Here is a 26,431-nt window from a genome sequence, read left to right as displayed (position 1 = left end):
TTTTCAGATACACTTACGCACCTTTTTTTGATTGTGCATATGAATGACCGCGCAGCTTATTTCCAATACTTATTTAAATGCAATTGAACATACTGGTTATGCCATTGTTGAAAACGCAATTGATGAGCAGTTGATAAATGATTTAATTGCAGATTGTTACCGAATTAATCCCCATTTTCATGTTGCAGGTATCGGTAGATTAAACGATCAGCAAATCGATAAAACGGTACGCAAAGATAAGACCTTTTGGTTTGATAGCTCAAGCCAAGCGCAAATAACTTATCTCGCGACCATGGAAGCAATTAAGACCCAGTTAAATAGAGAGTTTTTCTTGGGCTTGTTTGATTATGAATGCCACTATGCGAAGTACCAACAAGGTGACTTTTATAAAAAGCATTACGATGCCTTTAAAGGACGCTCAAACCGTATTTTTACAACGGTTTGCTACCTAAATAGCCCCGCGTCTGGCGGCGAGTTGGTTATTTATAAACCTAAAAGTAAAGACATTGAAGTGGTCATAAAACCGAAGGCAGGCACATTAGTCATGTTTGAAAGCGAACGCTTTATGCATGAGGTATTACCCGCAGACGATGTGCGTTATTCAATTGCTGGTTGGTTCAGAAAAAATGCCTCAATAAGCGGCATTATCGACCCACCGCGATAATCAAAACGGTAATGGCAAGGATGCTACAAGGCCAATAAAAATAACCAGCCCGACGTAATGATTATTTAGAAACGCTTTAAAACAGTGCTCTCTGTCGCGATAGTGAATAAGCGTTTGCTGGTAAAGTAAAAATCCAATCGCCGCTATTAAGCCTAACCAATAAGGCATATCAAGCTGATTGCTTATGCCAATGTAACTGAGTATCGCAATGAATAGCGCATTCAGTAAGAAAATAATATGCCTGTCAAAACGTGCAAATAAGATGGCCGTTGATTTAACACCAATCTTTAAATCATCATCACGGTCAACCATGGCGTACATGGTATCGTAAGCCACAGTCCACACTAGGTTTGCAATAAATAACAGCCACGCTTCAATTGGCACTGAGCCAATTGAGGCCATGTATGCCATTGGAATAGCCCAACTAAATGCGGCTCCTAGTACCACTTGTGGCAATTGGGTATAACGCTTCATAAACGGATAGCAAAATGCCAACGCAAGAGCCCCCAAAGAGAGCAAAATCGTCGACCACCCCAGCATTAAAACTAATCCAAATGCCACGGCAATTAACAACACAAATAAGCTCAACGCCTCACCACTGGACACTCGCCCTGCGGCTAGGGGACGCGTTGCTGTGCGCTTTACTGAACCATCAATTTTACGATCAGCAAAGTCATTGATAACGCAGCCTGCACTTCGCATTACAAACACCCCTAAACTAAACACCACAAAATTTAATAAGCTTGGTGCTCCCTGATTTGCAAGCCATAACGCCCAGTACGTTGGCCAAAGCAATAGCAAAGTACCAATCGGCTTATCTGTTCGCATAAGTTGTTTGTAATAAGGAATGTGTGCGATTTTTAATGCAGCTAGTTTCATAAGTAAATATAAGCCTCTGGCAGAAAAACTTCGGCCACTAAAAAATGGGCATTTGACAATGAAAATACACTTCGTCTTCCCCACAGTGGTTTAGACTCTTTGCCAAGCACAGCTAATAAAGTTTGAATAGTGTGCTGCTCATTAAACTCTGCCACTTCTATCTCTGTGCGAGATAAGCTTGGGTCTTGAAAAATAACATCCCCTAATGGCCGTGTTCCCATACTTAGCAACTGCTGCTTTTTTAAGGTATCATCTGCGGGTAACCAACTTTGTGCATAAACCATTGGTTTATCATCACATAATAGTAGCACTTCGCGGTTAAGCGCTTGGCTCAACGACGTATTTAATAAAGCTTGTTGCTCCTTTGTAAGATCAAAAGGGGCTTCATTGAGCACTTTAACCGAAAAGTGTTGGCAATGACGCTTAAGCTTGGCCGTCAATGACCCTGCTTCAAGCAACCAACCTTGCTGCTGTTGCGTTAAATAAGGGTATGCCGAAGCAGGCTGCCAATGCGCAGCTAACGAAACTGGGAATGTAATCACAACGACTCAATAATTATAAAAACCGCGTAAATGATATCACTGCAACCCGTTTCGAAAAAGTCATGATTTAATCTCTACATGGGTTAAAAAACAGAGAACAACCTGTATCTTAAGTTAATTTGGGTATAGACTAAAAACCATTGAATAGGTGGGATATTCTTAAACTATGAAAAAGTCATTGTTATCAATTTACTTGATTAGCATGCTAGTTATTGGCGCTACGACAAGTTTCTCGACACGCGCAGAATCAAATGTCGGTTACTTCGGTTTTGAGCCTGACATTATCACTAATTATATTGGCCAAGGAAATAAAAAACTGGGTTATGTACGGATCACTGTTGATCTAATGCTTAATGATATTTCTGATATTGGTGTGGTTGAGCACCATACTCCACTATTGCGTGATGCGATTGTCGAGATACTGTCAAAAGAACCTGAAGAAAATATCAAGTCGCTCACGGGCCGTGAAGAAATTAGAAAGCGCTGTACAGAAAAACTCAAAGCACTGTTAAAGCAAGAGACTGGACAAGAAATAGTACGTGAAGTGTTGTTTACTAAGTATTTATACCATTAAACGTGACGGCAAAGGCCGTCACATTTAATAAAACTACTTACGCGACAATAGTTTATCTGACATGGCGTAAGCCATACCCGCAATAAGCCCTGCTAAATGTGCCCAGTTCGCCATCCTAACCGGCAACATATCCACAAAGCCTAAAATTAGCCACACCAGCATAAAGCCAACAATACTGTTGCTAACAAGCGGGGGTTGTTGAGGTCGCATTACACTGTAAATCCAACAGAAACCGAGCAAACCATACACAACACCACTGAGCCCACCAAAGTTCGGACCAACTACTAAAAACTGTGCCCAATTACTGATAAATGCCGTCACCAAGAAAAGCCCAACTAAGGTTAATTTACCACTGCGTTTTTCTATGTCATTACCCAGTGTCATCCACCAAATCAGGTTAAAAATGAGGTGGATAGCGCTAAAATGAACAATCGCAGGGGTAAACCAGGTTAGCGGCTTAGCAGGGTTAAATTGCAACATACCATAAAGAGTTTCAAACCCACCCAGTAAAAACGCCACAAAAATAGCGATTGAAACCAAGGTCACAGTACGGTTTAACCAGCTCAATGCTTTAAAGCGTGCTTTTAGGTTAAGTGACTGGCCTTGATATAACAACGGCGACTCAGTACTGCCAACTTGCCACGATGCTTGAAGGTACTTTTCGTCATTTGGATTCGCGGTGAACGCTTGCCACAGTGGCTGAGCTTGATGAAAATGCTCAGGAGCAACACAAATAATCACTGTCTTACCATCGTGTGAGCGCAGTTCACCCTGCAAGCCTTTACTTTTAATGTAATCGATAAAGCCTTGCGCGGCGCGAGGATTATTAATGCTGCCCAATTCAATCATCGTTCAATGTGCTCCGGTTGTTGTGTCTGCCATGCTGTAAAGCCGCCATCCATACTGTAGACGTCTTCAAAGCCTTGCTCTACTAAATAGCTTGCTGCGCCTTGAGAACTTACGCCATGATAGCAAACGATAATAATAGGCTGATCAAACTCTTTGTTCATCATAAACTCACTGATATTAGCATTTGATAAATGCTCAGAACCAGGGATATGCCCAGCTTGAAATGAGTTAGGGTCGCGAATATCAGCAATCACCACATCATTTTTATCTAATAATGCAAACGTTTCACTGACTGAAATATGTTTATATGACATAACACTCTCTAAACTAAAAAGGCGGCCGAAAGCCGCCTTATCACACTCTACGGTATTAATCCCAGTTTAGGATTACTTTACCTGATTGGCCTGAAATCATTGTATCAAAGCCTTCTTGGAAATCATCCACTGAGAATTGATGCGTGATAATTGGATTAAGGTCAAGACCAGACTGAATTAGACTCGCCATTTTGTACCACGTTTCAAACATTTCTCGGCCATAAATACCTTTGATAATTAAGCCTTTGAAAATAACTTGATTCCAATCAACTGCCATATCTGATGGTGGAATTCCCAGCATGGCAACTTTACCACCATGATTCATGTTATTTAACATGCTGTTGAATGCAACCGGTACACCTGACATTTCAAGACCAATATCAAAGCCCTCGGTCATGCCGAGCTCTTTCATAATATCTTCTAGGTTTTCATTCGTAACGTTTACAGCGCGTGTCGCGCCCATTTTACGCGCTAAATCTAGGCGGTACTCGTTTACATCAGTAATCACTACATGACGCGCACCGACATGCTTAGCAACCGCTGCTGCCATAATACCAATTGGACCCGCCCCGGTGATAAGGACATCTTCACCAACAAGATCAAACGACAACGCTGTGTGTACCGCATTCCCGAATGGGTCAAAGATTGATGCTAATTCATCAGAAATATTATCTGGAATTTTAAATGCATTGAATGCAGGGATCACGAGGTATTCGGCAAATGCACCTTCACGGTTCACACCCACACCTGTTGTGTTACGGCATAAATGCACGCGACCAGCGCGACAGTTACGACAGTGACCACAGGTAATATGGCCTTCACCAGAAACACGATCACCCACTTGGAAACCACGTACTTCCTGACCCATATCAACCACTTCACCCACGTATTCGTGGCCAACAACCATAGGTGTTGGAATAGTGTTTTGTGCCCATTCATCCCATTTATAAATATGGACATCTGTTCCACAAATTGCTGTTTTGCGGATTTTAATAAGCAGATCGTTATGGCCAACCTCAGGTTTTGGCGCATCGGTCATCCAGATCCCTGGTTCTGCTTTTAATTTAGATAATGCTTTCATGATTTACACTCAATTAAAAAAACCGAAGCAGGTGCTTCGGTTTAGAAAATAAAATTAGATAACACCCATTTCTTTACCAATACGGGTAAAGGCAGCAATTGCAGTGTCTAATTGCTCTTTTGTATGCGCCGCAGAAATTTGCGTACGAATACGTGCTTGGCCTTTAGGTACAACAGGGAATGAGAAACCTGTTACATAGATACCTTCAGCAAGTAACTTGTCAGCCATCATCGAAGCGACCTTCGCATCGCCAAGCATTACTGGAATAATCGCGTGGTCTTTACCTGCGCAGGTAAACCCTGCTGCTTCCATTTGCTCACGGAAGTAATGAGCGTTATCCCATAATTTAGCGCGAAGTTCGCCACCGTTACTCAACATTTCAAGTACTTTGATTGATGCTGTAACAATTGATGGAGCTAATGAATTAGAAAAAAGATATGGACGTGAACGCTGACGTAACCACTCAACAATTTCTTTTTTACCTGATGTATAACCACCTGATGCGCCGCCCAACGCCTTACCTAATGTGCCGGTAATGATATCGACACGCTCTAATACGCCACAGTATTCAGGTGTTCCTTTACCGTTTTCACCCACAAAGCCAACGGCGTGAGAATCATCAACCATAACTAATGCATCGTATTTATCAGCAAGGTCGCATACTGCTTTAAGATTACAAATAACGCCATCCATTGAAAACACACCGTCAGTGGCAATAAGCTTGGTTTTTGCCCCGGCTTCATCAGCTGCAATTAATTGCTTCTCTAAGTCGCTCATATCATTATTAGCGTAGCGGAAACGTTTTGCTTTACATAAACGAACCCCATCAATGATAGAAGCATGGTTTAACGCATCTGAGATGATGGCATCATCTGGGCCTAAAATTGTTTCAAATAAGCCTGCATTAGCATCAAAACACGATGAGTAAAGAATCGTGTCTTCTGTTTCTAGAAACTCAGAAATTTTGTGCTCTAATGTTTTATGAATATCTTGAGTACCACAGATAAAACGCACTGACGCAACACCAAAACCATGATCGTCAAGGCCTTGTTGTGCGGCTTTTATTAGCTCTGGGCTATTTGCAAGACCTAAGTAGTTATTTGCACAGAAATTGATAACTTTATCACCTGATGCAACTTCAATTTGAGCTTGTTGCTGTGAAGTAATAACACGTTCGCTTTTGTATAAACCCTCAGCTTTTACTTCATCTATTTGTTGCTGAAGCTGAGTGAAAAACGCAGATGCTCTCATCTGAAATCTCCAAATAATCTTTTAAGTAATCAGAGCCGATTAGCTGTGACTGTGAAATTTGCGCCTATTGTAAAAGCTTAGGCGAACAATTGCACTGTTTGTAGTTCGTCGCACAACCTAAATTAGGCGCGGTAGATAGGAAAAAACTGGTCATACCTGCTGTAAGTGTAAAATCAAATTAGGTAATTCAGCTAACGAGTCGCATACATAGTGCGCATGCTGCTCCGTTGACTCTGCATAATTTTGTCCAGAGCGCACTAAAACACGCGTTGCCACATTGGCTCTTTCGCCAGCGAGTAAATCGCCAAGTTTGTCACCAACCATGATACTTTGAGCGGGATCTATGTGGTGCTCTTCAATCGCTTGCAACAACATGCCAGGCGCTGGCTTACGGCATTCACATTCTTGTAAATAGGCAGGCAACGCTTTACTTGGATGGTGTGGACAAAAATAGACATCTAGAATGTGTACGCCGTGTTTTAAAAACTCATTTTTCATCCATTCACTTAAGTGGTGAAAATCTTGCTCTGAGTAATAGCCTCGACCAATTCCAGATTGATTCGTCACGATGATAATTTCATAACCTGCATCAGTGAACTTTTTACACGCCGTAAAGACCCCTGGCACAAACTCAAAATCATCTGGCTTGTATACGTAACCATGGTCAATATTTACAACACCATCGCGGTCTAAAAATAGCACTTTACTCATCACAATTGCTCTTTTAATAAAACAAGATCAAACATTAAAGTAACCTCTTCAACACGTATCTGCGCCATTAAATCTGCACCTTTAACGCGTGTCCCCCACGGCAGCTGGTCTGCTGTTTTACCTGTTTGCTCAAGTAAGTTTTGGTGATAAACCTCAACAACATAATTTTGATATAAATAAGGCCCCGTGCGTTTTGGATTTGAGTGAGCGTATAAACCTATCACCGGTGTACCCACTGTAACGGCCATATGCGCAGGTCCTGTATCAGGCGCAAGCACTAATGAGGCACGCTTTAGCACACACAACAACTCTTTAAGCTGAGTTTTACCAACTAAGTTGAGTACAGGCACGTGACTGTGCGCAATAATTTGCTCAGCCAGTTCATTTTCAAGAGGTGTTGGCCCCCCCGTAATCACAACTGAGAATCCTTGATTATGAGCGTAATCAGCGAGCGCAGCATAACGTTCAGGAAGCCAGTTACGCTCTTTTTTACTGGCCGCAGGTGAAATAACAAAAATACGTCCTGCTAACCGCTCTGTACCGAGTAAAGTATCTGCCGTATGTTGATGAGCATCTGTTATTGGCATCTGCCAGCTAGGCTCATACTCTGGTACACCGATTGCTTTTGCAAAACCTAGGAACCCTTCAAGAACATGTGCTTCTGCTTGAGCTGCAATTCGCTTATTGATAAATAGGCTATGTAATTCTTTTGAACGTGCCCAGTCAAAGCCCACTTTAACTTTAGCAGGTATACAACGTGCAGCAAGATTAGCTCTGAGCGCTACCTGCATATGAAGTAACACATCAAACTTTCGCCCTTTAAAGGTTTCTTTAAGTTGTTTGTATGCTTGCTTACCCTGCTTTTTATCAAATACAACAAACTCAACACCCGGTAAATCAGCAAGCAGCATCGCTTCCACTTTACCAATAACCCAAGTAATTTTCGCATGAGGATGCGCTTTTTGAATTGCTTGCACCGCCGACACCGCATGACATACATCACCAATAGCCGAAAGCCTTAATATACAAATATCTGAATAGGAGGTTGATTGAGTCACGTGCACCCTTAGCAACAGCAAATAATAGGCGATCTTAAATTAACCTGATGCTATTGCAAGCACTTATGCGAAAAGCTAAAAATGCGGTACTATATAGCTATTCACTGTTTATATTTTAAGTTGTTATGTTCGACATTCAGCATCTGCAAAATTCGACCCTTTTGTGCCACCCTGCATACACTCAGATGCTTACATATGACTGGTTTGATGCTCACTTTTGGCAACAACAAAATAAAATAGTTGGCGCTAAAAAAGGCCGAGCAACGGCCTGGTTTTTTAAGCATGAACAACTGACTGGTGTATTGCGTCATTATTGGCGTGGCGGACTCATAGGCAAACTATTAACAGATCAATATGTGTATGTCGGCTTAGAGCACACGCGGGTTTACAAAGAGTTTTCGTTGATGATGCACTTAACTGAGTTAGGCTTAAATGTGCCCACACCTATCGCTGCAAAAGTCACACGAAGTGGTTTTATTTATCGAGGCGATATTATCACCGAGGCAGTAAAAGGAGCACAAAGCCTTTTAGATATTTTGGTGACTCGCCCGTTAACTCATGACGAATTAAAGAATGTGGCCACAACGCTCAGTGAATTTCATAACCGCGGTGTTTATCACGCTGATTTGAATATCAATAATATTTTATTTGACGAAGCGGGTAAGGTCTTTATTATCGATTTTGACCGTGGTGAAATAAGACAGCCCGAAATTGCGTGGCAACAAGAAAATATTAAACGCCTTGCCCGTTCATTTGCCAAAGAACAAGGCCGTAATGAGATAATGCACTGGCAACAAAGTGATTGGCAGTCACTGTATTGTGACTACCAAGCATTGCTTAAGATTTAATTTTGCTGATGACGTTAGACGTCGAGCAACCATTAAGGAACTCAAGCACTTCAACTTTACCGCCATGGCGCAATACATGGTCTGCACCCGCAATTTGATCAACCGTGTAATCACCCCCTTTCACCAGTACATCGGGGCTAATTTGCTCGATGAGCTTAGCTGGCGTGTCACTCTCTTGTGCACTACCAAATGGAATTACCCAGTCAACCGATGCAAGCGCACTGAGAACCATAGCCCGCTCTTCAAGCGGGTTTATTGGACGTTCAGGTCCTTTAAGGCGCGTGATTGATTCGTCATTATTTAAACCAACAACTAAACGATCGCCTCTGGCTTTTGCCTGCGCTAAATAGCGTACATGACCTGCGTGTAGAATATCGAAGCAGCCATTGGTAAAGACAATTTTCTCGCCATTTTGTTTTGCAAACTCGATATGCTGCAACACATCTTCAAATGGCGTTTGATAATGCTCGCCGGTTTGCTGTAAGTACTGACCCAATTTACGACTCAATTCTTCAGGAGATACCGTCGCTGCGCCTAGTTTACTTACGGCAATACCCGCTGCAAGATTAGCAATTTCAACGGCATCTTTAGGTTGCATGCCAGCGCCTAACATCACCGCTAATGTAGCAATTACAGTATCTCCGGCACCAGTAACATCACTGACTTCTAATTGCTGCGCCGCAAAGTCATGCTTCTCAGTTTGACTGATTAACGACATTCCTTGCTCTGAACGAGTCAATAACATCGCCGCAACGCCCGCATCTTCAATAAGCTGGCGCGCACTCTCGGTTAAGCTTTGCTCAGACTCAGTTTTACCACCAGCCAGCTTAAATTCATTCAAGTTTGGCGTAATATAGTCGGCACCACGATACAAATTTAGATCCGATGATTTAGGATCAACAAGAACCGTTTTACCTGCATTTTTAGCCACTTGGATCATGGCTTGAATTAAGCTTAGTGAGCCTTTGTTGTAATCAGAAAATAGTACAAAGTCATAATCATCTAACACTAACTCTAAACGATTCAAAAGCAACTGGCTGTGTTGTTCAGTAAAGGTTTCTTCTAAATCTAGGCGCACCACTTGCTGATGACGACTTATCACGCGCATTTTAGATATGGTGGGTAAATCACAGACGCTAACAAGCTGCGAATCAATTTTCTCAGAACTCAAAATAGTTTCAAGAATTTGCCCGCTCTCATCTTCACCAACAAGCCCTAATAAACCGACCTTACCATCTAAACGGGCAATATTTTTAGCCACGTTTGCAGCGCCACCCGCTTTGTCTTCAAACTTACTGACTTTAACTACGGGCACCGGGGCTTCTGGTGAAATACGACCCGAGTCACCATGCCAGTAACGGTCTAGCATCACATCACCAACAACTAAAATTCGCGCTTTAGATAAGTTTTTAAGTAACGCTAAATCCATTACTGTTGCTCCGCTACAACCATATCAATGGCTTCACATAACCAGTGACCGATAAACATATGTGCTTCTTGAATGCGTGCTGTTTCATCGTTTTTAATGATAATTGGCAGCTTCGCGATATCTTTCACTTTACCGCCGTCACGGCCAGTTAAAGCCACTGTGAAAGCGCCTATTTCATTAGCCGCAGCAAGCGCAAGATTAATATTAGGGCTAGTGCCTGAAGTCGTTAAGCCAATCACTAAATCTTCAGGTTTACACAACGCCTGAACTTGGCGTTCAAACACAGTATCAAAATGATAGTCATTACTGTGCGCCGTTAAAATTGACGTGTCAGTTGTCAATGCGATTGAAGCAAGCGGCCCACGCTCTAACTTATAACGTACAACAAACTCTGCCGCTAAATGCTGCGCATCGGCGGCACTGCCACCATTACCAAACCAAATTACTTTACCACCTGCCTGCAAAGCGCTGTGGCATGCTTCAAGTAATTGCATCACCTCAGGATGATAAGTTTCCATGGTCTCAAACAGCATTTGATGACGATTTAAACTTTCTAGGTAGCTTGCCGCTACAGAATCAAGATTAGACATATAAATTCCTTAAAAAAAACGGCTAGACCTACCAGTATACTGCAACAGATAGCCAAGTATAATTCTCACCAAACACATCTTCGCCATAAGTCAGGGTGGTTTCGAGTGTATGTTCATTCAATTGACGCGTATTGCTCAGTTGAAGTTCAATGGCACTTTCGTATTCTTTACTATAACCGCCAATATCATAATGGTAGTTACTCTCATTTTTAATGCTCGATAATTTCGCTACCCATAAAGAGCTCAAAGACTCTAAGTAGCTCAGCTCTAATACATGAGTTTGAGATGGAACACCATCTCCGAAATAGCGTTGATCCGCTGCAAAATGTCCTACGACAAAACCATCAACGGTATTTCCAGAGGTTGGATAAATATAATTTTTATACCAAAAACTGTGCATATTTGTATGTTCATAACGTAACGCAACGGTATCCGTTATTTGTGGGAAGAAAGCACCGATGCTGTAAGCAACATTGCCAAATTGGTAATTTTGGTGCTCTTTTGTGTCTTCGCCACCGTACTCAAAATACAACTCGGTTGGAAGGCCAAAATCAAAATTTATAGTACTAGTGATAGATGCAAACTGATCACCTAGCTCACTATCTGGCCCACCTGCAAGCTCGCCATTATCATTACCCGCAGGGTCAAAAAAAGCCTTAAAAACATCGCTAGCATTTACTTCTCGAGGACCACCACCAAATTGCATCATACGGTTGATGCCAATTTTCCAACCACTTAGGGGCTCTATACTGAAATGCGTACCAGCAAGCTTTGGCGTGCCGCTATGCAGCTCCCCTTGATATAAAATACCGTTTTCGACATGCTCTAATTCAGAATAATACAGCTCAAAGTCAAAATTCCACCAATTATGCGCAGGTTGCACCATACCTAATGAAATAGAAGGGGCTGTTTTTGCATTAGTAGAAATAATTTGAGCTGAATGTTTAAACGGTGAAAACCAATGTTCTTTATAACCAACATTCAGTTGTAAATCATCTCCAGCAAAACTTACAAAAGTATTGTAATTCACAAATTTATTTTGCTTGGCTCTGTAATCAACACCAACTTGTACTAAGGTATAATCGTTTGCACGCCAAATACCTTCAAAAAAGCCTTGGCCCCACTCATCTGAGCTTAAACCACGTTGATTAGCAATTTTCTTCGTAGTATCACCATCGACCTGAAATTTTAGACCCACACGCGTAATAGCATCTTCACGCTGATAGGGTTTAATCTTAGCGCGGATCGCTGCAGCCAAACTTGGCGCTTTATTTTCAAGTTTATTAAGTGCGTATTCTACCTCAGCCAAACGATATGGCTTCGTCATAGGTGTGCTTGAGGTTAATGCAAATAAAGTATCTAATTGATGATCAAGCTGTGCATCCATGCCAATCGGTAAGTAAGCGGTGGGTGTTGCCAATAAAGGAGAAGAGCAACTGAGTAACACGCTTATAGCCGTGGCTTTTATCATTTTAAATTTCATAACTATAAAGACTAAATATAAAGTAACTGAAATACTACCAAATTAGCGGCGACGAAACACTTAAAACTCTGCAAGATAACCCTTTTTAACATTTTATATTTAGCTCGATTGGCTAACACGCTATCATAATGTTTTACACTGATAGGCTAACCAATGGCACGTATTTTATATTCTCTCATTTTATACATTCTTAGCCCGCTTATTATTTTCTACCTTTACGCTTTGCGTGGAAAAAAAAATAAAGGCTACCGTGCGCATTTTACACATCGTTTTGGTGTTTCATCATTACAACAGCATGACGTGGTTATACATTGCGCGTCTGTTGGTGAGGTTTTAGCAGCAACGCCACTTATCAAGGCGCTGCAACAGAAAAATTCGCAGCTAAGTATTTTAGTAACCTGTAATACACCCACTGGTCGTGAGCAAATAAAGAACAACTTTAAAAATACGCTCAGTTGCTGTTATTTACCGATTGATTTCCCGTGTGCCACCAGCCGGTTTTTAAAGCGAATTAAGCCTCGCGTCCTGTGCATTCTGGAAACAGAGTTGTGGCCCAATTTAATGGCGCAATGTAAAAAACGCAATATTGAAGTACTTGTTTTAAATGCGCGGCTTTCAGCTAAGTCGCAGCAGGGGTATCAAAAAGTGATGCCTTTAACAAACGTGATTATGAACTCAATTAGCGCCCTTGCCAGTCATAACCAAGATGATGCTAACCGTTTTATTGAGTTAGGTTTAGCGCCGCAGAAGGTGCGTGTCTTTGGCTCAATTAAGTTTGATATAACCCCCACGCGCGCGCAATTAGATAAAGTCGCCGCTCTTAAAAGCGAATATAACAACGCGCGCTTTATTTGGGTTGCAGGTTCAACCCACCCAATTGAACATGAGCGTGTTCTAAGTGCACATCAGCAGTTGCTCAGTGTAGTACCCGATGCCCTGTTAATTATAGCTCCGCGTCATCCTGAACAATTTGATAAAGTAGCATCACTCCTTAAACATTCAGACATGACTTTTAGTCGTCGCAGCGAGAATAATTATACGAGCCAACAAGTCGTTCTTGCCGATACCTTAGGTGAACTACAATGCCTGTATGGCGTTGCTCGCATAAGCTACATTGGCGGCAGTTTAATTGAACGAGGTGGCCATAACCCACTCGAGTCTGCGGCATTTTCAGTTGGCGTACTAGCAGGTCCTCACACGTATAATTTTGACCATATTTACCCTGAGCTTATAAACGCTGAAGGTGCTAAAACAGTTAACAATGAACAGCACCTTGCCGAAACACTTATCGCTTTAAGTGCCGATAACGAGGCCCTCGTTAAGTTAGGTCAACAAGCCGCAAAATGTGTTGTTAATAATCAAGGTGCTATTCGTAAAACAGTGCAATTAATTAAGCAATTTTTAGAGAAACAACGTGAATCATAACCTGCCAAAAAGCCGTCCCGAACTACAAATGCGCGAATGGGTATCAAGTGTCATTGTGAAATACAACTTTTGCCCATTTGCCCGTAAAGAAGTAGAAAACAACTGTATTCACTATCAAGTCAGTCCGTCAGTAACACTAGATGATGCTGTCATGGATATGCTTGAGCAATGCACGGAACTTGACCACAATGAGCAGCGCGAAACAACTTTACTAATGTTTGAGCAAGGCTTTAGTGATTTTGACGAGTTTTTAGATTTGGTTGACCTAGCCAACGCACTACTGGTTGCACAAGGCTTTGAAGGGAAATATCAAATCGCTAATTTTCATCCCGATTATGTGTTTGCAGATAGTGATGAGACAGATGCTGCAAATTATACAAACCGTGCTCCGTACCCGACACTTCATTTAATTCGTGAAGCGAGTATGAGCGAAGCGCTCGCCAACTACGATGAGCCTGAATCTATTCCTGAGCATAATATTAAACTTGCAAGACGCAAGGGTATCGACTTTTGGCAGCAGCTGTTAAAAAGCTGTATTGATAAAGGCTAAAGCCAGCTTTCGCTGGCTTTTAGCACCTTTAATAGGTTATTTTTTTACCCATTGACCATTCACTTCAATATAGTGACCAGGTTTTGTTTTTTCGATAGTTTTCGCGGCCGCCAATGCCTCTACTTGCGCTAAAGATAAATTGTTCTTTTTGGCAAGTTTCAAGTATTGCTCTTTACGCTTCGCATTGATTTCATCAACCACGGCTTTCGCTTCACTGTTATTGACGACTAATCCGAGATAACCAGAGCTATCTTCACCCACTAATCCTTGGTTTTTAGCCTCATCTAGGCTAATAGCCCAAGCAGAAAATGATAAACAAACAGCACTGATTAAAGTGATCACATTCAATTTTTTAAGTTGGAATTTACGCATGTTTGCTCCTTAGAATAATTCGCTGTCGTCACTGAATAACGTGTCGAGTTCTTTATCCACTTTAACGCGGATTTCGTGATCAACTTTCACATTTAAGTTGATTGTAATAGGTTCTTTTGCTGCTACCTCAACGCGGTGTGTGCAAGCACTTAACAAACCGACGGCTGTTAGCATTACTAACCATTTAGCCATTATTGCTTCCTTTTTTTGCATACTCTTTCTCAACCTTTTGAGTAATCTCATCACTTAAACGCAGTGCTCTTAATAACGTAAACACATTTTCCTCGTGATTATAGTTAAAATTAACGGCTTGCTGCTGTTTTTCATTAAAGCCTTGTAAGTTAACACCTAAGTGCAGCCACCCATCCGGTTTAAGATCAACACTGCTTTTTAATTGTTTAATATCTAAATTCTCTAACAAGCTAAGCGTGGTACTTAGTTCTTGTTGCTGTGCTTTTACCGCTTCAAAACCTGCATTGTTAGTAATCAATAATTTACCATCGCCTTGATTAACCAGTTGCCCTTGCTTAACGGCAATGCCCTGCTCATTTATAATGACAGGCAAGGTCCCTGCTAAGCGCCCAGATAAACTAATACCAGACTCCGCATCCAGCGTTACCAACTTGCTGGCGTCGATGTTTTCGAACTTAATCATTGCAGTTTGGCTTGTTGCAAGCGGGCAAAATTCATTCACAACAAATGCTCCCCCCATCACAAGACCAGTGACATTTGATGTACATGGCTTATTTGCGTCAACCTGTAATAGGCCTTGTAATTTTGTAACCACAGCACCTGCACGCAGTTCATTAAGTGTAAATTTAGTTGGGGCAATATTAAGCTGACCTGAATTAAACTCTCCCTTCACCTCAACGTTAAAATCATTAGCGAGATAATCATTATAAAGCGCACTGAGCTTAGCAATGCGAATATCCCCGCTTGCCTGCAGTAAGTTTACGTCACCTTTTATAAGGCCCGAGATAACGCCATCGGTTAACGTCGCTAATGGCTCAAACTGCTTTAAAATAGGGTTGAGTTTTGACATAGCTTGTTCAGGTATCACCAACTCAAATGGATGAGCAACCTTAGACATATGATGTGTTATCAGCGCTTCAATACCGTCGACAAAAACATGGTGCGTTGCCTGTAATGCGCGACTTTGGGTTGCATTTGACACCACAGACAAATTCGTTAATGTCAGTTTAGGAGTCACTAGCTTAGCTAATTTACTGGTCGCGCTAATATCAGCAAATAACTCTCCCACACTTAAATCACTCTTCACTGTGAGCTCATTTGTTAGTCCCGACATCTGCATATCTGAATAGGTCGCTGACTTTATAGCACTATTGAGTTTCGCTGTTACGTTCTGTGAATCACTGAGATGCACGTTTATTTTAGTTTTTAAATCAGTCACTTTCGCATCAAAAACTTGAGCTCTTTTAACGGATATATCAGCATTGAGATTACCCGCTATAGGACGAGTAAGTATATTCTCAAGCTCTACTTCACCTTTGATACTCACGCCATCCGCTAGTACATCAATAAAATCAGGCAGTGATGCCATTGAAAGTTGAAATTCAGAGTTAACGCGCCCTACTTCAATACGAGCCTTCAACATTAGCTTATCTATCTCGTCACTGGTGAAATTTACTACAGCGTGTGAGTAAAGCGTTTTAAGGGGAGCATCTAGCGCTAATTGGGTATTTTTAAACACCAATTGGCCTTGTTTATTACTCGAAGTCAGTTCCAACTCGGGTAAAGAAAGCTGCTTTTGTTGCAGCGCAATGGGTTGTGTAAACTGCACATGCCAAGTAAGGGGGGTGTGTGCTCGTGCAAACTCTTGGTATTGCTGCTGTTCGATTTTATCTAAACAAATAGGTGAAACAACGACTTGACTCTTTAAACCACTCAAATCAGCAGTGAGCTGTTGTTGATTGAGCTGAAATTCAGCCGTTACTTGGCCACGGCTCTGTGCGCTAAAATCACAGTGTTCAATGCTTTGCTTATTTTGCTGATACTGATGTTCATGTTGATAATCGGCAGTAACTGAGCTGGCCACATTGAGTGTTATGCCATCGAACTTAATCTGTAAGTCAGTCGAAAAATGGGCATTTTTTGGCAGCGCAATAAACCTTCCGGCAAGTTCATCATTAAGCATTATATTGGTGACTATCTCACCACCAGTAACCGTGACATCCGCATTAATATCACGGCTGACTGTAAAGTGATTTAAGCGATTTTCTTGCACGGTGACTCTAACCGGCTCGGCGCTAAAACCCGACGAAATATCAAGCTGCTCAATATTTATAAGCGGTCTTTGCTTTGGAAGGTCTAAAGCAAGTTTTTTTAATTCTGTACGCTGATTGTCGCTTTTTGATAAGGGGCTATTGATCGTAAGGTTGGCACGAGAAATGATAATTTGCTGCTTATTAGCACGTATACCCGCAACTTCTAATTGCTGACCTTGATAACTCAAACACAGCTTTTCGACCTTTAAATCAAGCTTTCTTGTTAGTGACCAATCAATACAATGCAGCTCAATGCCATTAGCACTCAGCACAGGCGTTAAGTACCATGAGGTCAGTGGTAATCTAAAAATATAGGCAAGCAGAAAAACCCCGAGCACTAAACCTAACAAGCCTGTAATAGCACGTTTAAACTTCAAAAAACTCTCCTTGCCTTTGCTCTCGCTTCTCGCTTCTCGCTTCTCGCTTCTCGCTTCTCGCTTCTCGCTTCTCAACCCATTATAAACAAAAAGGCTGCACTTAATAGTGCAGCCTTTTTAGTTTAACCGGTTTATATGAACCTAAGTAGATTACTTAAACTCTACCCCACGTTTTTGCGTGCGTTGCGGAACATACGCATCCACGGGCTGTCTTCTGTCCACTCATCAGGGTGCCATGAGTTCGCTACTGTACGGAATACACGCTCAGGGTGAGGCATCATAACCGTTGCACGGCCATCTGTAGACGTAATACCTGTGATACCCTCTGGCGAACCGTTCGGGTTAGCTGGGTATTGCGTTGTTGGGTTACCGTAGTTATCAACAAACTTCACAGCCACAGTGCCTGACTCAAGCGCGGCTTTTACTGCATCGCTGTTAGCAAACTCAGCATGACCTTCACCGTGAGAAACAGCGATTGGCATACGAGAACCCGCCATACCATTAAAGAATACCGATGGGTTTTCTTGTACTTCTACAAGGCTAAAACGTGCTTCAAAACGCTCTGACTTATTGGTTACAAAACGTGGCCAGTGCTCTGTGCCGGGGATCAACTCTTTCAATGTTGAAAGCATTTGACAGCCATTACACACACCTAAGCTGAATGTATCTTCGCGGTGGAAGAAGCTTTGGAACTGCTCGCGAGCCATCTCGTTAAATAAGATTGACTTAGCCCAACCTTCACCCGCACCCAATACGTCACCGTAAGAGAAACCACCACATGCCACTAAGCCTTTAAACTGCTCAAGTGTTAAACGACCTTCAAGAATGTCGCTCATGTGTACGTCTACCGCTGCAAAACCTGCGCGGTTAAATGCCGCAGCCATTTCTAAGTGAGAGTTAACACCTTGCTCACGTAAGATAGCCATTTTCGGTTTTGCACCTGTTGCAATGTAAGGTGCAGCTACGTCTTCGTTTAAGTCGAAGTTTAATTTAACGTTTAGACCTGGGTCTTTGGCATCAAATTTTGCATCAAACTCTTGCTTAGCACACTCTGGGTTATCACGACGTGCTTGCATTTGGTAAGTGGTTTCTGCCCAAATTGTACGAAGCTCTGTGCGTGTGTGATTAAGCACGACTGCATCACCGCGAGTAAATACCACACGGTCATCGGCATTTAATGCACCAATTTCATGGCTAATAGCCGCTAAGCCGTGATCAGCAAGTACCGCTTTAACTGCGTCTAAATCTGCGTTAGCAACTTGAATTACTGCGCCTAGTTCTTCGTTATAAAGTGCTTCGATGTCTGACCCCGTTAAGCCTGCAAGGTCAACCGTTACGCCTGTGTGGCCAGCAAACGCCATTTCAGCGATTGTGGTAAATAAACCACCATCAGAACGGTCGTGGTAAGCAAGTAACTTGTTATCAGCAACAAGCGCTTGCATCGCTTCATAGAAACCTTTTAATAACGCAGGGTTATCAACGTCTGGGGTTACATCACCTAATTGCTTGTAAACCTGTGCTAGGCTTGATGCGCCCAGTCGGTTTTGACCCGCACCTAAATCGACTAATAATAGCGATGACTCACCTTTATCAGTGCGAAGCTGTGGCGTTACTGTTTTACGTACGTCTTCAACGCGACCGAATGCAGTGATGATCAGTGATAATGGAGCTGTTACTGATTTTTGTTCACCGTTTTCATCCCACTGTGTCTTCATCGACATAGAGTCTTTACCCACAGGGATCGTTAAACCAAGTGCCGGACACAGCTCTTCACCTACCGCTTTAACCGCTTCGTAAAGACCCGCATCTTCACCTGGGTGACCCGCTGCGGCCATCCAGTTTGCAGATAGCTTGATATTTTCAAGGCCACCGATGTTAGCACATGCAATGTTCGTTAATGACTCAGCCACCGCTAAACGTGCAGACGCACCATAGTTTAGAAGTGCAGCTGGCGTACGCTCACCCAATGACATTGCTTCACCGTGGTAAGTATCATACGTCGCAGCTGTTACCGCACAGTTTGCAACTGGCACCTGCCAAGGACCGACCATTTGGTCACGTGCAACTAAGCCCGTTACCGTACGGTCACCAATGGTGATTAAGAAAGTTTTTTCTGCAATCGTTGGTAAGCGTAATAAGCGCTGTGCTGCATCAGCTGCATCAATTGCCGTCACATCTAATGGCTGCGACTGTGCTTTTTTAGACTCAACTTCGCGGTGCATTTTTGGTGCTTTACCAAGTAATACATCAAGAGGAAGGTCTACAGGATTATTACCAAAGTGGCTGTCTTCAACCGTTAAGTGACGCTCTTCAGTGGCTTCACCAATCACTGCGAATTCTGCACGTTCACGTTTACAAATTGCCTCGAAACGTGGGAAATCTTCTGGCGCAACAGCAAGTACATAGCGTTCTTGTGATTCGTTACACCAAATTTCGTGTGGTGCCATACCCGGCTCATCATTCGGGATATCACGTAGTTGGAATTTACCACCACGGCCACCGTCGTCTACTAGCTCAGGGAATGCGTTTGATAAACCACCCGCACCCACATCGTGAATGAAAGCGATTGGGTTTGCATCACCTAATTGCCAACATTTGTCGATAACTTCCTGACAACGGCGCTCCATTTCAGGGTTTTCACGTTGAACAGAGGCAAAATCAAGATCTTCATTCGATTGGCCAGATGTCATACTTGACGCAGCACCACCACCAAGACCGATGTTCATTGCAGGACCACCTAGTGCAATAAGTTTTGCACCAACTGGGATTTCACCTTTTTGAACATGCTCAGAACGGATATTACCTAAACCACCGGCAAGCATAATAGGTTTGTGGTAACCACGTACTTCTTCACCGTTATGGCTTGATACTTTTTCTTCGTATGTACGGAAATAACCAAGTAGATTAGGACGACCAAATTCGTTGTTAAATGCCGCGCCACCTAATGGACCTTCTGTCATGATATCAAGTGCAGTAACGATACGACCTGGTTTGCCGAAATCAGTTTCCCACGGTTGCTCATAACCAGGAATACGTAAGTTAGATACCGTAAAGCCAACTAAACCCGCTTTAGGTTTAGAACCACGGCCTGTTGCACCCTCATCACGAATTTCACCACCAGAGCCTGTTGATGCACCTGAGAATGGCGCAATAGCTGTTGGGTGGTTGTGAGTTTCAACTTTCATCAAAATTTCGATGTTTTCTTGATGATACGCGTACTCACCTTCGTTATTCGGGAAGAAGCGACCCGCTACCGAGCCTTTCATTACCGCAGCGTTATCTTTATAAGCTGATAGTACGTTTTCAGGATTTTGCTCGTAGGTGTTTTTGATCATTTTGAACAATGATTTTGGCTGTTCGATGCCATCAATTGTCCAATCAGCATTAAAGATTTTATGACGACAGTGCTCAGAGTTTGCTTGTGCAAACATGAATAATTCGATGTCGTTCGGATTACGCCCTAACTTTTGGAAGTTTTCTACCAGGTAATCAATTTCGTCATCAGCAAGTGCAAAACCTTGCTCAACATTAGCTGTCGCAAGCGCTTCACGGCCACCACCTAAAATGTCAACTGATGACATAGGACGTGGTTCATCATGACGGAACAGCTTAGCAGCATCAGCCATCTCAGCGTGTGTTGCTTCTGTCATACGGTCATGCAATAACGCAGCAACGTCTGCAAGCTGCTCAGCACTTAACTGACCTTCAACATAATATGCAATACCACGTTCTACACGGTGAACTTGGCTCAAACCACAGTTGTGTGCAATGTCAGTTGCTTTAGATGCCCAAGGCGAAATAGTACCAGGACGCGGCGTTACAAGAATTAACGACCCTGCTGGTGTATGCTCGGCAATAGTTGGACCATAAGTAAGAAGCTTCTCCAGTTTAGTGTGCTCATCAGCTGAAAGCTCAGCAGTAAGATCAGCAAAATGCATGAATTCTGCATAAACATTGGTGACTGGAAGTTGCGCCTGTTGGCAACGCGCTAAAATTTTCTGAACTCTAAAATCGGAAAGTGCTGGTGCACCACGAAGGATCAACATAGGTATTTTCATCCGGGGTTAGGGATTGAACGATATTTTAGGCGCGTATTATATACCCAAACCACCTCGAAATGCGAGTTTCAGTTGGAATTAAACGCGATTTAGGCAAGGTATTGATTGCAAAGAATAGTCACCCCCTTATTAAAATCAATTACGCCGTATAAATGCGAGTTTCAGTTGGAATTAAACACAATGAAAGCTGTTATAAATCTTCACGTTGATAGGCTCACCAGTCGTCATAATACAGACCCTTGTTATAGTTGATAAAATAACGATAAGGTCGCTCATAATTTTTGTTAGTACTATTCGCCAAGTGACGCAGCAACGAAGTTTTGCTATAACGGTAAAGTAATGTATTAAGGGGCATTTATTTTTTATGCAAAAGTTACTCGCTATTTTTAGCCTAGTGCTCATGTTGTGCGCGTGTGATATGCAACAGCAACCATCGCAATTAGCGCAAATCAAAGCACAAAATAAAATTAGAATTGGCACATTAGCGGGTGCGAGTAATTATTACCAAGCCCCTCAAGGCGTACAAGGTTTCGAATATGAATTGGCGCAAGAGTTTGCTGACTACGTCGGTGTTGAGCTTGAAATGGTGCCATTTTTTAATTTATCCGACATGTTTGCTCGCCTCGAAAGTGGCGATTTAGATGTGATTGCATCGGGTCTTACCTACAATACAATTCGCGCGCAGCACTACCGATTCGGCCCGACTTACCGCACAATTAGTCAAAAGCTTGTTTATAAACAAGGGCATGTTCGTCCTCGTGAGTTTGCAGATTTAACAGGTAACCTAACCGTACTCGCCAAAAGCAGCCATTCCTTAGCGCTGCAACAGCTAAAGCAACTTCATCCCAATCTAACTTGGCACGAAACAGAAGACATGGATGAGGAAGAGCTACTACAGGCGGTGATTGATAATGAAATAGATTACACACTGGCTGATTCACACACGTTATCGTTGTTTAGACGCTATCACCCTAATTTGAGTATTGGCTTTTCAGTAACAAGAAATGACCCAATAGCTTGGCTACTCAGAAAAGATGGTGATGATTCTTTATACGCTTTGATGGTGCCTTTTTTCGGCGAGGTAAAACAAAATAATCAGTTATACGTCCTCGAAGAAAAGTATTTTGGCCATGTAAGGCAGTTCAATTATGTAAATACACTGGCATATATTGAGGCCATAAAAGAAACCTTACCCAAATACCAACCGTGGTTTGAGCAGTATGCAGGCAATATTGATTGGCGCTTGTTAGCAGCCCTCAGTTACCAAGAATCGATGTGGAACCCTAAAGCAAAATCGCCCACCGGAGTGCGTGGTATCATGATGCTTACACAAGCGACTGCGAAACAAGTGGGTGTAACAAATCGCTTAGCCCCAGAGCAAAACATCAAAGGGGGCGCCGAATATTTAGCTCAACTCATTTCATGGATCCCAGAACGCATCCCACAGCCTGATCGTACTTGGTTTGCATTAGCCTCTTACAATGTCGGGTGGGGGCATGTAAATGATGCGAGAATTATCACAGAACAAGAAGGCGCGAGCCCTGATAAATGGGCTGATGTAAAAAAACGCTTACCGCTGCTCATTAAAAAGCGTTATTATCGTCAAACTAAATACGGTTACGCGCGTGGCGATGTTGCCGTGAAGTATGTTGATAATATTCGCCGTTACTACGATGCTTTGGTTTGGTTGGATGAAAATGATGCGATTGCCAATCCAAGCACCGAAGAAAACATTGAAGAACAACCCGTCATTTCGCCTGAGTTAGATGAAAATACGGCTCAACCAGCTGACACTCAACAACAAACCAGCTCTGAACAGCAAAAGCCAGATAACAACTAGCCTAAAGCCAGAGAAACCTGTTTACTTGTCATCAAATGATCATTATCTTCTAGTATTGATGGAATGGACAATGTCATGCTTTACTCTCACTTAAGGAGCACACATGTTAAAAAGAAGACGTACCACACATAAGTTCAAACGGAATGTTATCTATTCGACAGCGACTCGCCGTCGTATTATGTTACGCAATACCCACAAAAAAGTTATTTGGCGTCGTCGTTTATTCGCGATGCAATTAATGGAAGCACAGGAAACTCCTGCAACGCCAGTTGTTTAACTAGGCGTTGCGAGCAGCGAGTTTAGCCGCTTTTTTCTCTTCTCTGCGGCGTTTAAAAAATGCCGAAATTACAGCCCCACATTGCTCAGCCATTATCTCACCGGTTACTTCAACCTGATGATTAAGACGCGGTTCTTGCAGTAAGTTCATAATAGACCCAGCCGATCCTGTTTTAGCGTCTTTTGCGCCGAATACCAGACGCTTAATTCGGCTATGAACTAATAGCCCTGCACACATAGAGCAAGGCTCTAAAGTGACATATAAAGTGCAATCAATAAGCCGATAATTATTAAGTGCCTTACCTGCTTCACGAATAGCCATCATTTCGGCATGAGCAGAAGGGTCGTTATCAGTAATTGAGCGATTATACCCATACGCTATTAATTGATTGTCTTTGACTAATACCGCCCCCACAGGAATTTCATTAATGTTTCCCGCCTCATTTGCATAAGCGAGGGCTTTTTTCATCCAGTATTCGTCGCTATATTGTTCGCTCATAAATCACACAAAACTTGTAAACTGCCTGTAATTATACCTAGTTAGTCGATAAAAAGGGCGATAATTAAGACTACACTAAAAAATTAAAGTAAATTTTAATGGCTTTATCATGGCTCAATGAACCTATATTGCGCTATAATCTCGCGCTTTTTTTATTTAGCTAATAGCAATTCAACTAGGTAAATTTGTTGATTTACACTTTGCAATTGATATCAATACACGGGTAGCAAATGAAATTTCCTGGACGCCGCAGGCATAAACATTATTTTCCAGTGGAAGCCAAAGATCCACTAACAAATCAACTGAACTCAACCGAGCGGCTACAACGTAGTTATATAACGGGTATCGATCAAATAGTTGTCGATATTGAAGCGAAAGTTGATCAAGCTTTCCTCGATGAATTTCAATTGCGCCGTGGCATGTCACAGGTAATTGATAGCGACATTACCAATGCATTATATGACCGCCTAAAGCTTGACGATATGATCGATTACGAGTTCGCAGGTGGCACCATCGGTAACACGATGCATAACTACTCAACACTTGCTGATGATCGCTCTGTGTTGTTAGGTGTAATGAGTGAAAACATTAAAATTGGCAGCTATGCGTACCGTTTTTTATGTAATACATCAAGCCGGGTTGATCTAGATTATTTACAACCTGTTGATGGCCCAATTGGTCGCTGTTTTACACTGATTGATGAAACTGGTGAGCGCACCTTCGCGATAAGCGCAGGTTTAATGAATCATCTACGTCCTGAATCAATTGATAAAGAGTTAATTGAAAATTCATCAGCACTTGTGATCAGCGCATACTTAATGCGTACCCAAGGTGATGAAACCATGACTGAAGCAACCATGCAGGCAGTTAAATATGCCAATGATGCAGACGTGCCAGTGGTATTGACTCTAGGCACTAAATTCTTAATTGAGCAAGACCCTTTATGGTGGGCCGACTTTGTTAAAAAGCATGTCGATATCTTAGCAATGAATGAAGAAGAAGGCCTTGCGATTACAGGCTTCGAAGACCCACTTCTTGCGGCAGATAAAGCACTTGATTGGACCGACTTAGTGATTTGTACTGCAGGTGAAAAAGGCTTGTTTATGGCCGGTTATGTTGACGAGCAATTTAAACGCGAAACAGAGTACCCGCTGCTACCAGGCGCTATCGCTGACTTTAATCGCTATGAATTTTCGCGTGCAATGAGAAAAGACGATTGTCAAAACCCAATCCGTGCATACAGCCACACTGCCCCATTCATGGGCGGCCCTGATAGCATTAAAAACACCAATGGCGCGGGTGATTGTGCACTCGCTGCTGTGCTACATGATTTATCTGCAAATGTGTACCACAAGCTTAATGTTGCTAATTCGGCGAAACACCAGCAACCAGCGATGACTTACTCATCACTGGCGCAAATTAGCAAGTATGCCAACCGTGCGAGTTATGAAGTTCTCGTACAGCACTCTCCGCGTCTATCGCGTGGTTTACCTGAACGTGAAGATTGTTTAGAACAAGTATACTGGGATCAGTAATACTCATTAAAAAATCGAAATATCCAGTTTCTGGGATAAACGCTCAAGGGCGGCTATCCCAGCCACTGAGTTACCGTATGAGTTTAAACGTGGTGCCCACACAGCAACTGTAAACTGATTAGGTAAAACGGCTAATATTGTGCCCGATACCCCTGATTTTCCGGGCATCCCAACACGGTAACCAAAATCTCCCGCCGCATCATATAAACCACTGGTAAACAGCAACGAATTAAGCTGCTTATTTTGTCTTGTACTCAGTACTTTATTACCCCGAGTGTCTTTGCCTTGGTTTGCAAGATAATTATACGCTTTAGCGAGCTCCACACAGTTAAGCTCAATGGCACAAAAATTAAAATAAGCCCACAAAACATCATCGACTTCATTATTAAAATTACCAAATGATTTCATTAAGTGTGCCATAGCGGCATTGCGATGACGAAACTCATACTCTGAATTAGCAACTTTTTTATCTATCACAACCGATGGATTGCCTGACAGTTGACGAAAAGATTCAAGCATCGAGTGCATTGGCGCTGAAAGTCGGCTGTATAAGGCATCGCAAGTCACGATGGCTCCAGCATTAATAAACGGGTTTCGGGGAATACCCTGCTCAAACTCTAGCTGAGTGAGCGAGTTAAATGCAGTACCAGAAGGCTCTTTGCCCACGCGTTGCCAAAGTTCATCACCATAACGCTGCAGTGCAAGCGTTAATGTCATCACTTTAGACACAGACTGAATGGTAAAGCGAGCACGGCAATCACCAGCGCAAAAAGTGTGACCATCGACTGTATGAATAGCAATTGCAAATTGGTTTGGTTCAACATCCGCAAGTGCAGGAATGTAGTCTGCCACTTTGCCTTGACTCAATAATGGCTGAACTTCTTTGGTAATTTCATTAAGTACGTGTTGGTAATCAGTATCTGGCATACTGCATCCTTAAA

At 42.5% G+C, this 26,431-nt stretch carries 25 protein-coding genes; 8 read left to right on the top strand and 17 right to left on the bottom strand.

Going from position 1 to position 26,431, the window contains the following annotated elements; genetic code table 11:
- The first annotated feature begins 43 nt into the window (after nucleotides 1–43).
- Nucleotides 44–664, top strand: coding sequence for a 2OG-Fe(II) oxygenase (locus GZH31_RS02975; RefSeq protein ID WP_036970936.1), 621 nt, complete (start codon nucleotides 44–46; stop codon nucleotides 662–664).
- Here GZH31_RS02975 and ubiA read toward each other — a convergent pair whose 3' ends face one another.
- Both ubiA and GZH31_RS02965 read right to left on the bottom strand, forming a co-directional pair.
- Nucleotides 665–1,543 carry a 4-hydroxybenzoate octaprenyltransferase gene (ubiA, locus tag GZH31_RS02970; protein ID WP_036970938.1) on the bottom strand — a complete coding sequence of 293 codons (879 nt, stop codon included), beginning with the start codon at nucleotides 1,541–1,543 and terminating at the stop codon, nucleotides 665–667.
- A complete protein-coding gene (locus GZH31_RS02965) occupies nucleotides 1,540–2,085 on the bottom strand; it encodes a chorismate lyase (RefSeq protein WP_180311360.1) in 546 nt (181 codons plus the stop codon). Before GZH31_RS02965 ends, ubiA begins: the two co-directional genes overlap by 4 nt.
- Nucleotides 2,086–2,251: 166 nt before the next feature.
- Between GZH31_RS02965 and GZH31_RS02960 the strand changes: the two genes are divergently transcribed.
- Nucleotides 2,252–2,659 carry a flagellar basal body-associated protein FliL gene (locus tag GZH31_RS02960; RefSeq protein ID WP_036970946.1) on the top strand — a complete coding sequence of 136 codons (408 nt, stop codon included), beginning with the start codon at nucleotides 2,252–2,254 and terminating at the stop codon, nucleotides 2,657–2,659.
- A 33-nt stretch (nucleotides 2,660–2,692) separates the two neighbouring features.
- Here the strand turns inward: GZH31_RS02960 and glpG are convergent, their stop codons facing one another.
- From glpG to GZH31_RS02930, 6 genes are all read right to left on the bottom strand, one after another.
- Nucleotides 2,693–3,508 (bottom strand): rhomboid family intramembrane serine protease GlpG, encoded by an 816-nt coding sequence (gene glpG, locus GZH31_RS02955; RefSeq protein WP_065978006.1) that lies wholly within the window; start codon nucleotides 3,506–3,508, stop codon nucleotides 2,693–2,695.
- Entirely contained in the window at nucleotides 3,505–3,822 is a 318-nt protein-coding gene (gene glpE / locus GZH31_RS02950; protein WP_065978005.1) for a thiosulfate sulfurtransferase GlpE, read from the bottom strand. The genes glpG and glpE overlap by 4 nt, the downstream gene beginning before the upstream one ends.
- Before the next feature lie 55 nt (nucleotides 3,823–3,877).
- On the bottom strand, nucleotides 3,878–4,903 hold the full coding sequence (gene tdh / locus GZH31_RS02945) for an L-threonine 3-dehydrogenase (protein WP_180311359.1): 1,026 nt from the start codon (nucleotides 4,901–4,903) through the stop codon (nucleotides 3,878–3,880).
- 54 nt (nucleotides 4,904–4,957) lie between these two features.
- Nucleotides 4,958–6,154, bottom strand: a complete 1,197-nt coding sequence (locus tag GZH31_RS02940) for a glycine C-acetyltransferase (RefSeq protein ID WP_180311358.1) — start codon at nucleotides 6,152–6,154, stop codon at nucleotides 4,958–4,960.
- Between the two features lie 150 nt (nucleotides 6,155–6,304).
- Nucleotides 6,305–6,865, bottom strand: a complete 561-nt coding sequence (gene gmhB / locus GZH31_RS02935; protein ID WP_065978004.1) for a D-glycero-beta-D-manno-heptose 1,7-bisphosphate 7-phosphatase — start codon at nucleotides 6,863–6,865, stop codon at nucleotides 6,305–6,307.
- The gene (locus GZH31_RS02930; protein ID WP_075594086.1) at nucleotides 6,865–7,923 is read right to left on the bottom strand and encodes a glycosyltransferase family 9 protein; all 1,059 of its coding nucleotides are present in this window, start codon (nucleotides 7,921–7,923) and stop codon (nucleotides 6,865–6,867) included. Before GZH31_RS02930 ends, gmhB begins: the two co-directional genes overlap by 1 nt.
- A 125-nt stretch (nucleotides 7,924–8,048) precedes the next feature.
- On the opposite strand from GZH31_RS02930, the gene GZH31_RS02925 reads away from it, so the two are divergent.
- Nucleotides 8,049–8,771, top strand: a complete 723-nt coding sequence (locus GZH31_RS02925; protein ID WP_036970968.1) for a 3-deoxy-D-manno-octulosonic acid kinase — start codon at nucleotides 8,049–8,051, stop codon at nucleotides 8,769–8,771.
- On the opposite strand, the gene hldE is transcribed toward GZH31_RS02925, so the two are convergent.
- From hldE to GZH31_RS02910, 3 genes are read right to left on the bottom strand one after another with little or no spacing between them, the layout of a single operon-like run.
- Nucleotides 8,761–10,200 (bottom strand): bifunctional D-glycero-beta-D-manno-heptose-7-phosphate kinase/D-glycero-beta-D-manno-heptose 1-phosphate adenylyltransferase HldE, encoded by a 1,440-nt coding sequence (hldE, locus tag GZH31_RS02920; protein ID WP_036970970.1) that lies wholly within the window; start codon nucleotides 10,198–10,200, stop codon nucleotides 8,761–8,763. The two genes, GZH31_RS02925 and hldE, sit on opposite strands and share 11 nt — an antisense overlap.
- Nucleotides 10,200–10,790, bottom strand: coding sequence for an SIS domain-containing protein (locus GZH31_RS02915; protein ID WP_036970972.1), 591 nt, complete (start codon nucleotides 10,788–10,790; stop codon nucleotides 10,200–10,202). The genes hldE and GZH31_RS02915 overlap by 1 nt, the downstream gene beginning before the upstream one ends.
- Before the next feature lie 28 nt (nucleotides 10,791–10,818).
- Nucleotides 10,819–12,273 (bottom strand): capsule assembly Wzi family protein, encoded by a 1,455-nt coding sequence (locus tag GZH31_RS02910; protein WP_180311357.1) that lies wholly within the window; start codon nucleotides 12,271–12,273, stop codon nucleotides 10,819–10,821.
- Between the two features lie 153 nt (nucleotides 12,274–12,426).
- Here GZH31_RS02910 and waaA point away from each other — a divergent pair, with 153 nt between their 5' ends.
- Both waaA and GZH31_RS02900 read left to right on the top strand, forming a co-directional pair.
- Complete coding sequence (gene waaA / locus GZH31_RS02905; RefSeq protein ID WP_180311356.1) at nucleotides 12,427–13,698, top strand: lipid IV(A) 3-deoxy-D-manno-octulosonic acid transferase; 1,272 nt, start codon at nucleotides 12,427–12,429, stop codon at nucleotides 13,696–13,698.
- Nucleotides 13,699–13,726: 28 nt separating this feature from the next.
- Entirely contained in the window at nucleotides 13,727–14,248 is a 522-nt protein-coding gene (locus GZH31_RS02900) for a DUF1415 domain-containing protein (RefSeq protein ID WP_036971769.1), read from the top strand.
- Nucleotides 14,249–14,284: 36 nt separating this feature from the next.
- Here the strand turns inward: GZH31_RS02900 and GZH31_RS02895 are convergent, their stop codons facing one another.
- The 4 genes from GZH31_RS02895 to purL all read right to left on the bottom strand — a co-directional run bounded on the left by GZH31_RS02895 (nucleotide 14,285) and on the right by purL (nucleotide 21,328).
- Complete coding sequence (locus GZH31_RS02895; RefSeq protein ID WP_074988845.1) at nucleotides 14,285–14,620, bottom strand: YdbL family protein; 336 nt, start codon at nucleotides 14,618–14,620, stop codon at nucleotides 14,285–14,287.
- 9 nt (nucleotides 14,621–14,629) lie between these two features.
- Nucleotides 14,630–14,812, bottom strand: a complete 183-nt coding sequence (locus GZH31_RS02890) for a YnbE family lipoprotein (protein WP_036970983.1) — start codon at nucleotides 14,810–14,812, stop codon at nucleotides 14,630–14,632.
- A complete protein-coding gene (locus GZH31_RS02885; RefSeq protein WP_180311355.1) occupies nucleotides 14,805–17,282 on the bottom strand; it encodes a YdbH domain-containing protein in 2,478 nt (825 codons plus the stop codon). The genes GZH31_RS02890 and GZH31_RS02885 overlap by 8 nt, the downstream gene beginning before the upstream one ends.
- A 161-nt stretch (nucleotides 17,283–17,443) precedes the next feature.
- Nucleotides 17,444–21,328: a phosphoribosylformylglycinamidine synthase gene (gene purL / locus GZH31_RS02880; RefSeq protein WP_074988843.1), complete on the bottom strand. Its 3,885-nt coding sequence runs from the start codon at nucleotides 21,326–21,328 to the stop codon at nucleotides 17,444–17,446.
- A 376-nt stretch (nucleotides 21,329–21,704) separates the two neighbouring features.
- On the opposite strand from purL, the gene mltF reads away from it, so the two are divergent.
- A complete protein-coding gene (mltF, locus tag GZH31_RS02875) occupies nucleotides 21,705–23,180 on the top strand; it encodes a membrane-bound lytic murein transglycosylase MltF (protein WP_036970988.1) in 1,476 nt (491 codons plus the stop codon).
- A gap of 103 nt (nucleotides 23,181–23,283) precedes the next feature.
- Nucleotides 23,284–23,457, top strand: a complete 174-nt coding sequence (locus tag GZH31_RS02870; protein WP_162898022.1) for a hypothetical protein — start codon at nucleotides 23,284–23,286, stop codon at nucleotides 23,455–23,457.
- Here the strand turns inward: GZH31_RS02870 and tadA are convergent, their stop codons facing one another.
- Nucleotides 23,458–23,955, bottom strand: a complete 498-nt coding sequence (gene tadA / locus GZH31_RS02865; protein WP_065978122.1) for a tRNA adenosine(34) deaminase TadA — start codon at nucleotides 23,953–23,955, stop codon at nucleotides 23,458–23,460. It lies immediately after the preceding gene.
- A 230-nt stretch (nucleotides 23,956–24,185) separates the two neighbouring features.
- On the opposite strand from tadA, the gene GZH31_RS02860 reads away from it, so the two are divergent.
- Nucleotides 24,186–25,490: an inosine/guanosine kinase gene (locus GZH31_RS02860; RefSeq protein WP_075594081.1), complete on the top strand. Its 1,305-nt coding sequence runs from the start codon at nucleotides 24,186–24,188 to the stop codon at nucleotides 25,488–25,490.
- 6 nt (nucleotides 25,491–25,496) lie between these two features.
- Here GZH31_RS02860 and glsB read toward each other — a convergent pair whose 3' ends face one another.
- Entirely contained in the window at nucleotides 25,497–26,417 is a 921-nt protein-coding gene (gene glsB, locus GZH31_RS02855) for a glutaminase B (protein WP_036970994.1), read from the bottom strand.
- Nucleotides 26,418–26,431 lie beyond the last annotated feature (14 nt).

Source organism: Pseudoalteromonas sp. JSTW, assembly GCF_013423925.1.
Lineage (GTDB): Bacteria > Pseudomonadota > Gammaproteobacteria > Enterobacterales > Alteromonadaceae > Pseudoalteromonas > Pseudoalteromonas lipolytica.
The sequence above is the reverse complement of the archived record's forward strand: the minus strand, read 5'-3'. Positions and strand labels throughout refer to the sequence as shown.

Coding starts and splice junctions, on each gene's coding strand:
- GZH31_RS02975 (WP_036970936.1), top strand. CDS start 44: ATGACCGCGCAGCTTATTTCCAATACTTATTTAAATGCAATTGAACAT.
- ubiA (WP_036970938.1), bottom strand. CDS start 1,543: ATGAAACTAGCTGCATTAAAAATCGCACACATTCCTTATTACAAACAA.
- GZH31_RS02960 (WP_036970946.1), top strand. CDS start 2,252: ATGAAAAAGTCATTGTTATCAATTTACTTGATTAGCATGCTAGTTATT.
- glpG (WP_065978006.1), bottom strand. CDS start 3,508: ATGATTGAATTGGGCAGCATTAATAATCCTCGCGCCGCGCAAGGCTTT.
- glpE (WP_065978005.1), bottom strand. CDS start 3,822: ATGTCATATAAACATATTTCAGTCAGTGAAACGTTTGCATTATTAGAT.
- tdh (WP_180311359.1), bottom strand. CDS start 4,903: ATGAAAGCATTATCTAAATTAAAAGCAGAACCAGGGATCTGGATGACC.
- GZH31_RS02940 (WP_180311358.1), bottom strand. CDS start 6,154: ATGAGAGCATCTGCGTTTTTCACTCAGCTTCAGCAACAAATAGATGAA.
- gmhB (WP_065978004.1), bottom strand. CDS start 6,865: ATGAGTAAAGTGCTATTTTTAGACCGCGATGGTGTTGTAAATATTGAC.
- GZH31_RS02925 (WP_036970968.1), top strand. CDS start 8,049: ATGTTCGACATTCAGCATCTGCAAAATTCGACCCTTTTGTGCCACCCT.
- hldE (WP_036970970.1), bottom strand. CDS start 10,200: ATGGATTTAGCGTTACTTAAAAACTTATCTAAAGCGCGAATTTTAGTT.
- GZH31_RS02915 (WP_036970972.1), bottom strand. CDS start 10,790: ATGTCTAATCTTGATTCTGTAGCGGCAAGCTACCTAGAAAGTTTAAAT.
- GZH31_RS02910 (WP_180311357.1), bottom strand. CDS start 12,273: ATGAAATTTAAAATGATAAAAGCCACGGCTATAAGCGTGTTACTCAGT.
- waaA (WP_180311356.1), top strand. CDS start 12,427: ATGGCACGTATTTTATATTCTCTCATTTTATACATTCTTAGCCCGCTT.
- GZH31_RS02900 (WP_036971769.1), top strand. CDS start 13,727: ATGCGCGAATGGGTATCAAGTGTCATTGTGAAATACAACTTTTGCCCA.
- GZH31_RS02895 (WP_074988845.1), bottom strand. CDS start 14,620: ATGCGTAAATTCCAACTTAAAAAATTGAATGTGATCACTTTAATCAGT.
- GZH31_RS02890 (WP_036970983.1), bottom strand. CDS start 14,812: ATGGCTAAATGGTTAGTAATGCTAACAGCCGTCGGTTTGTTAAGTGCT.
- purL (WP_074988843.1), bottom strand. CDS start 21,328: ATGTTGATCCTTCGTGGTGCACCAGCACTTTCCGATTTTAGAGTTCAG.
- mltF (WP_036970988.1), top strand. CDS start 21,705: ATGCAAAAGTTACTCGCTATTTTTAGCCTAGTGCTCATGTTGTGCGCG.
- GZH31_RS02870 (WP_162898022.1), top strand. CDS start 23,284: ATGTTAAAAAGAAGACGTACCACACATAAGTTCAAACGGAATGTTATC.
- tadA (WP_065978122.1), bottom strand. CDS start 23,955: ATGAGCGAACAATATAGCGACGAATACTGGATGAAAAAAGCCCTCGCT.
- GZH31_RS02860 (WP_075594081.1), top strand. CDS start 24,186: ATGAAATTTCCTGGACGCCGCAGGCATAAACATTATTTTCCAGTGGAA.
- glsB (WP_036970994.1), bottom strand. CDS start 26,417: ATGCCAGATACTGATTACCAACACGTACTTAATGAAATTACCAAAGAA.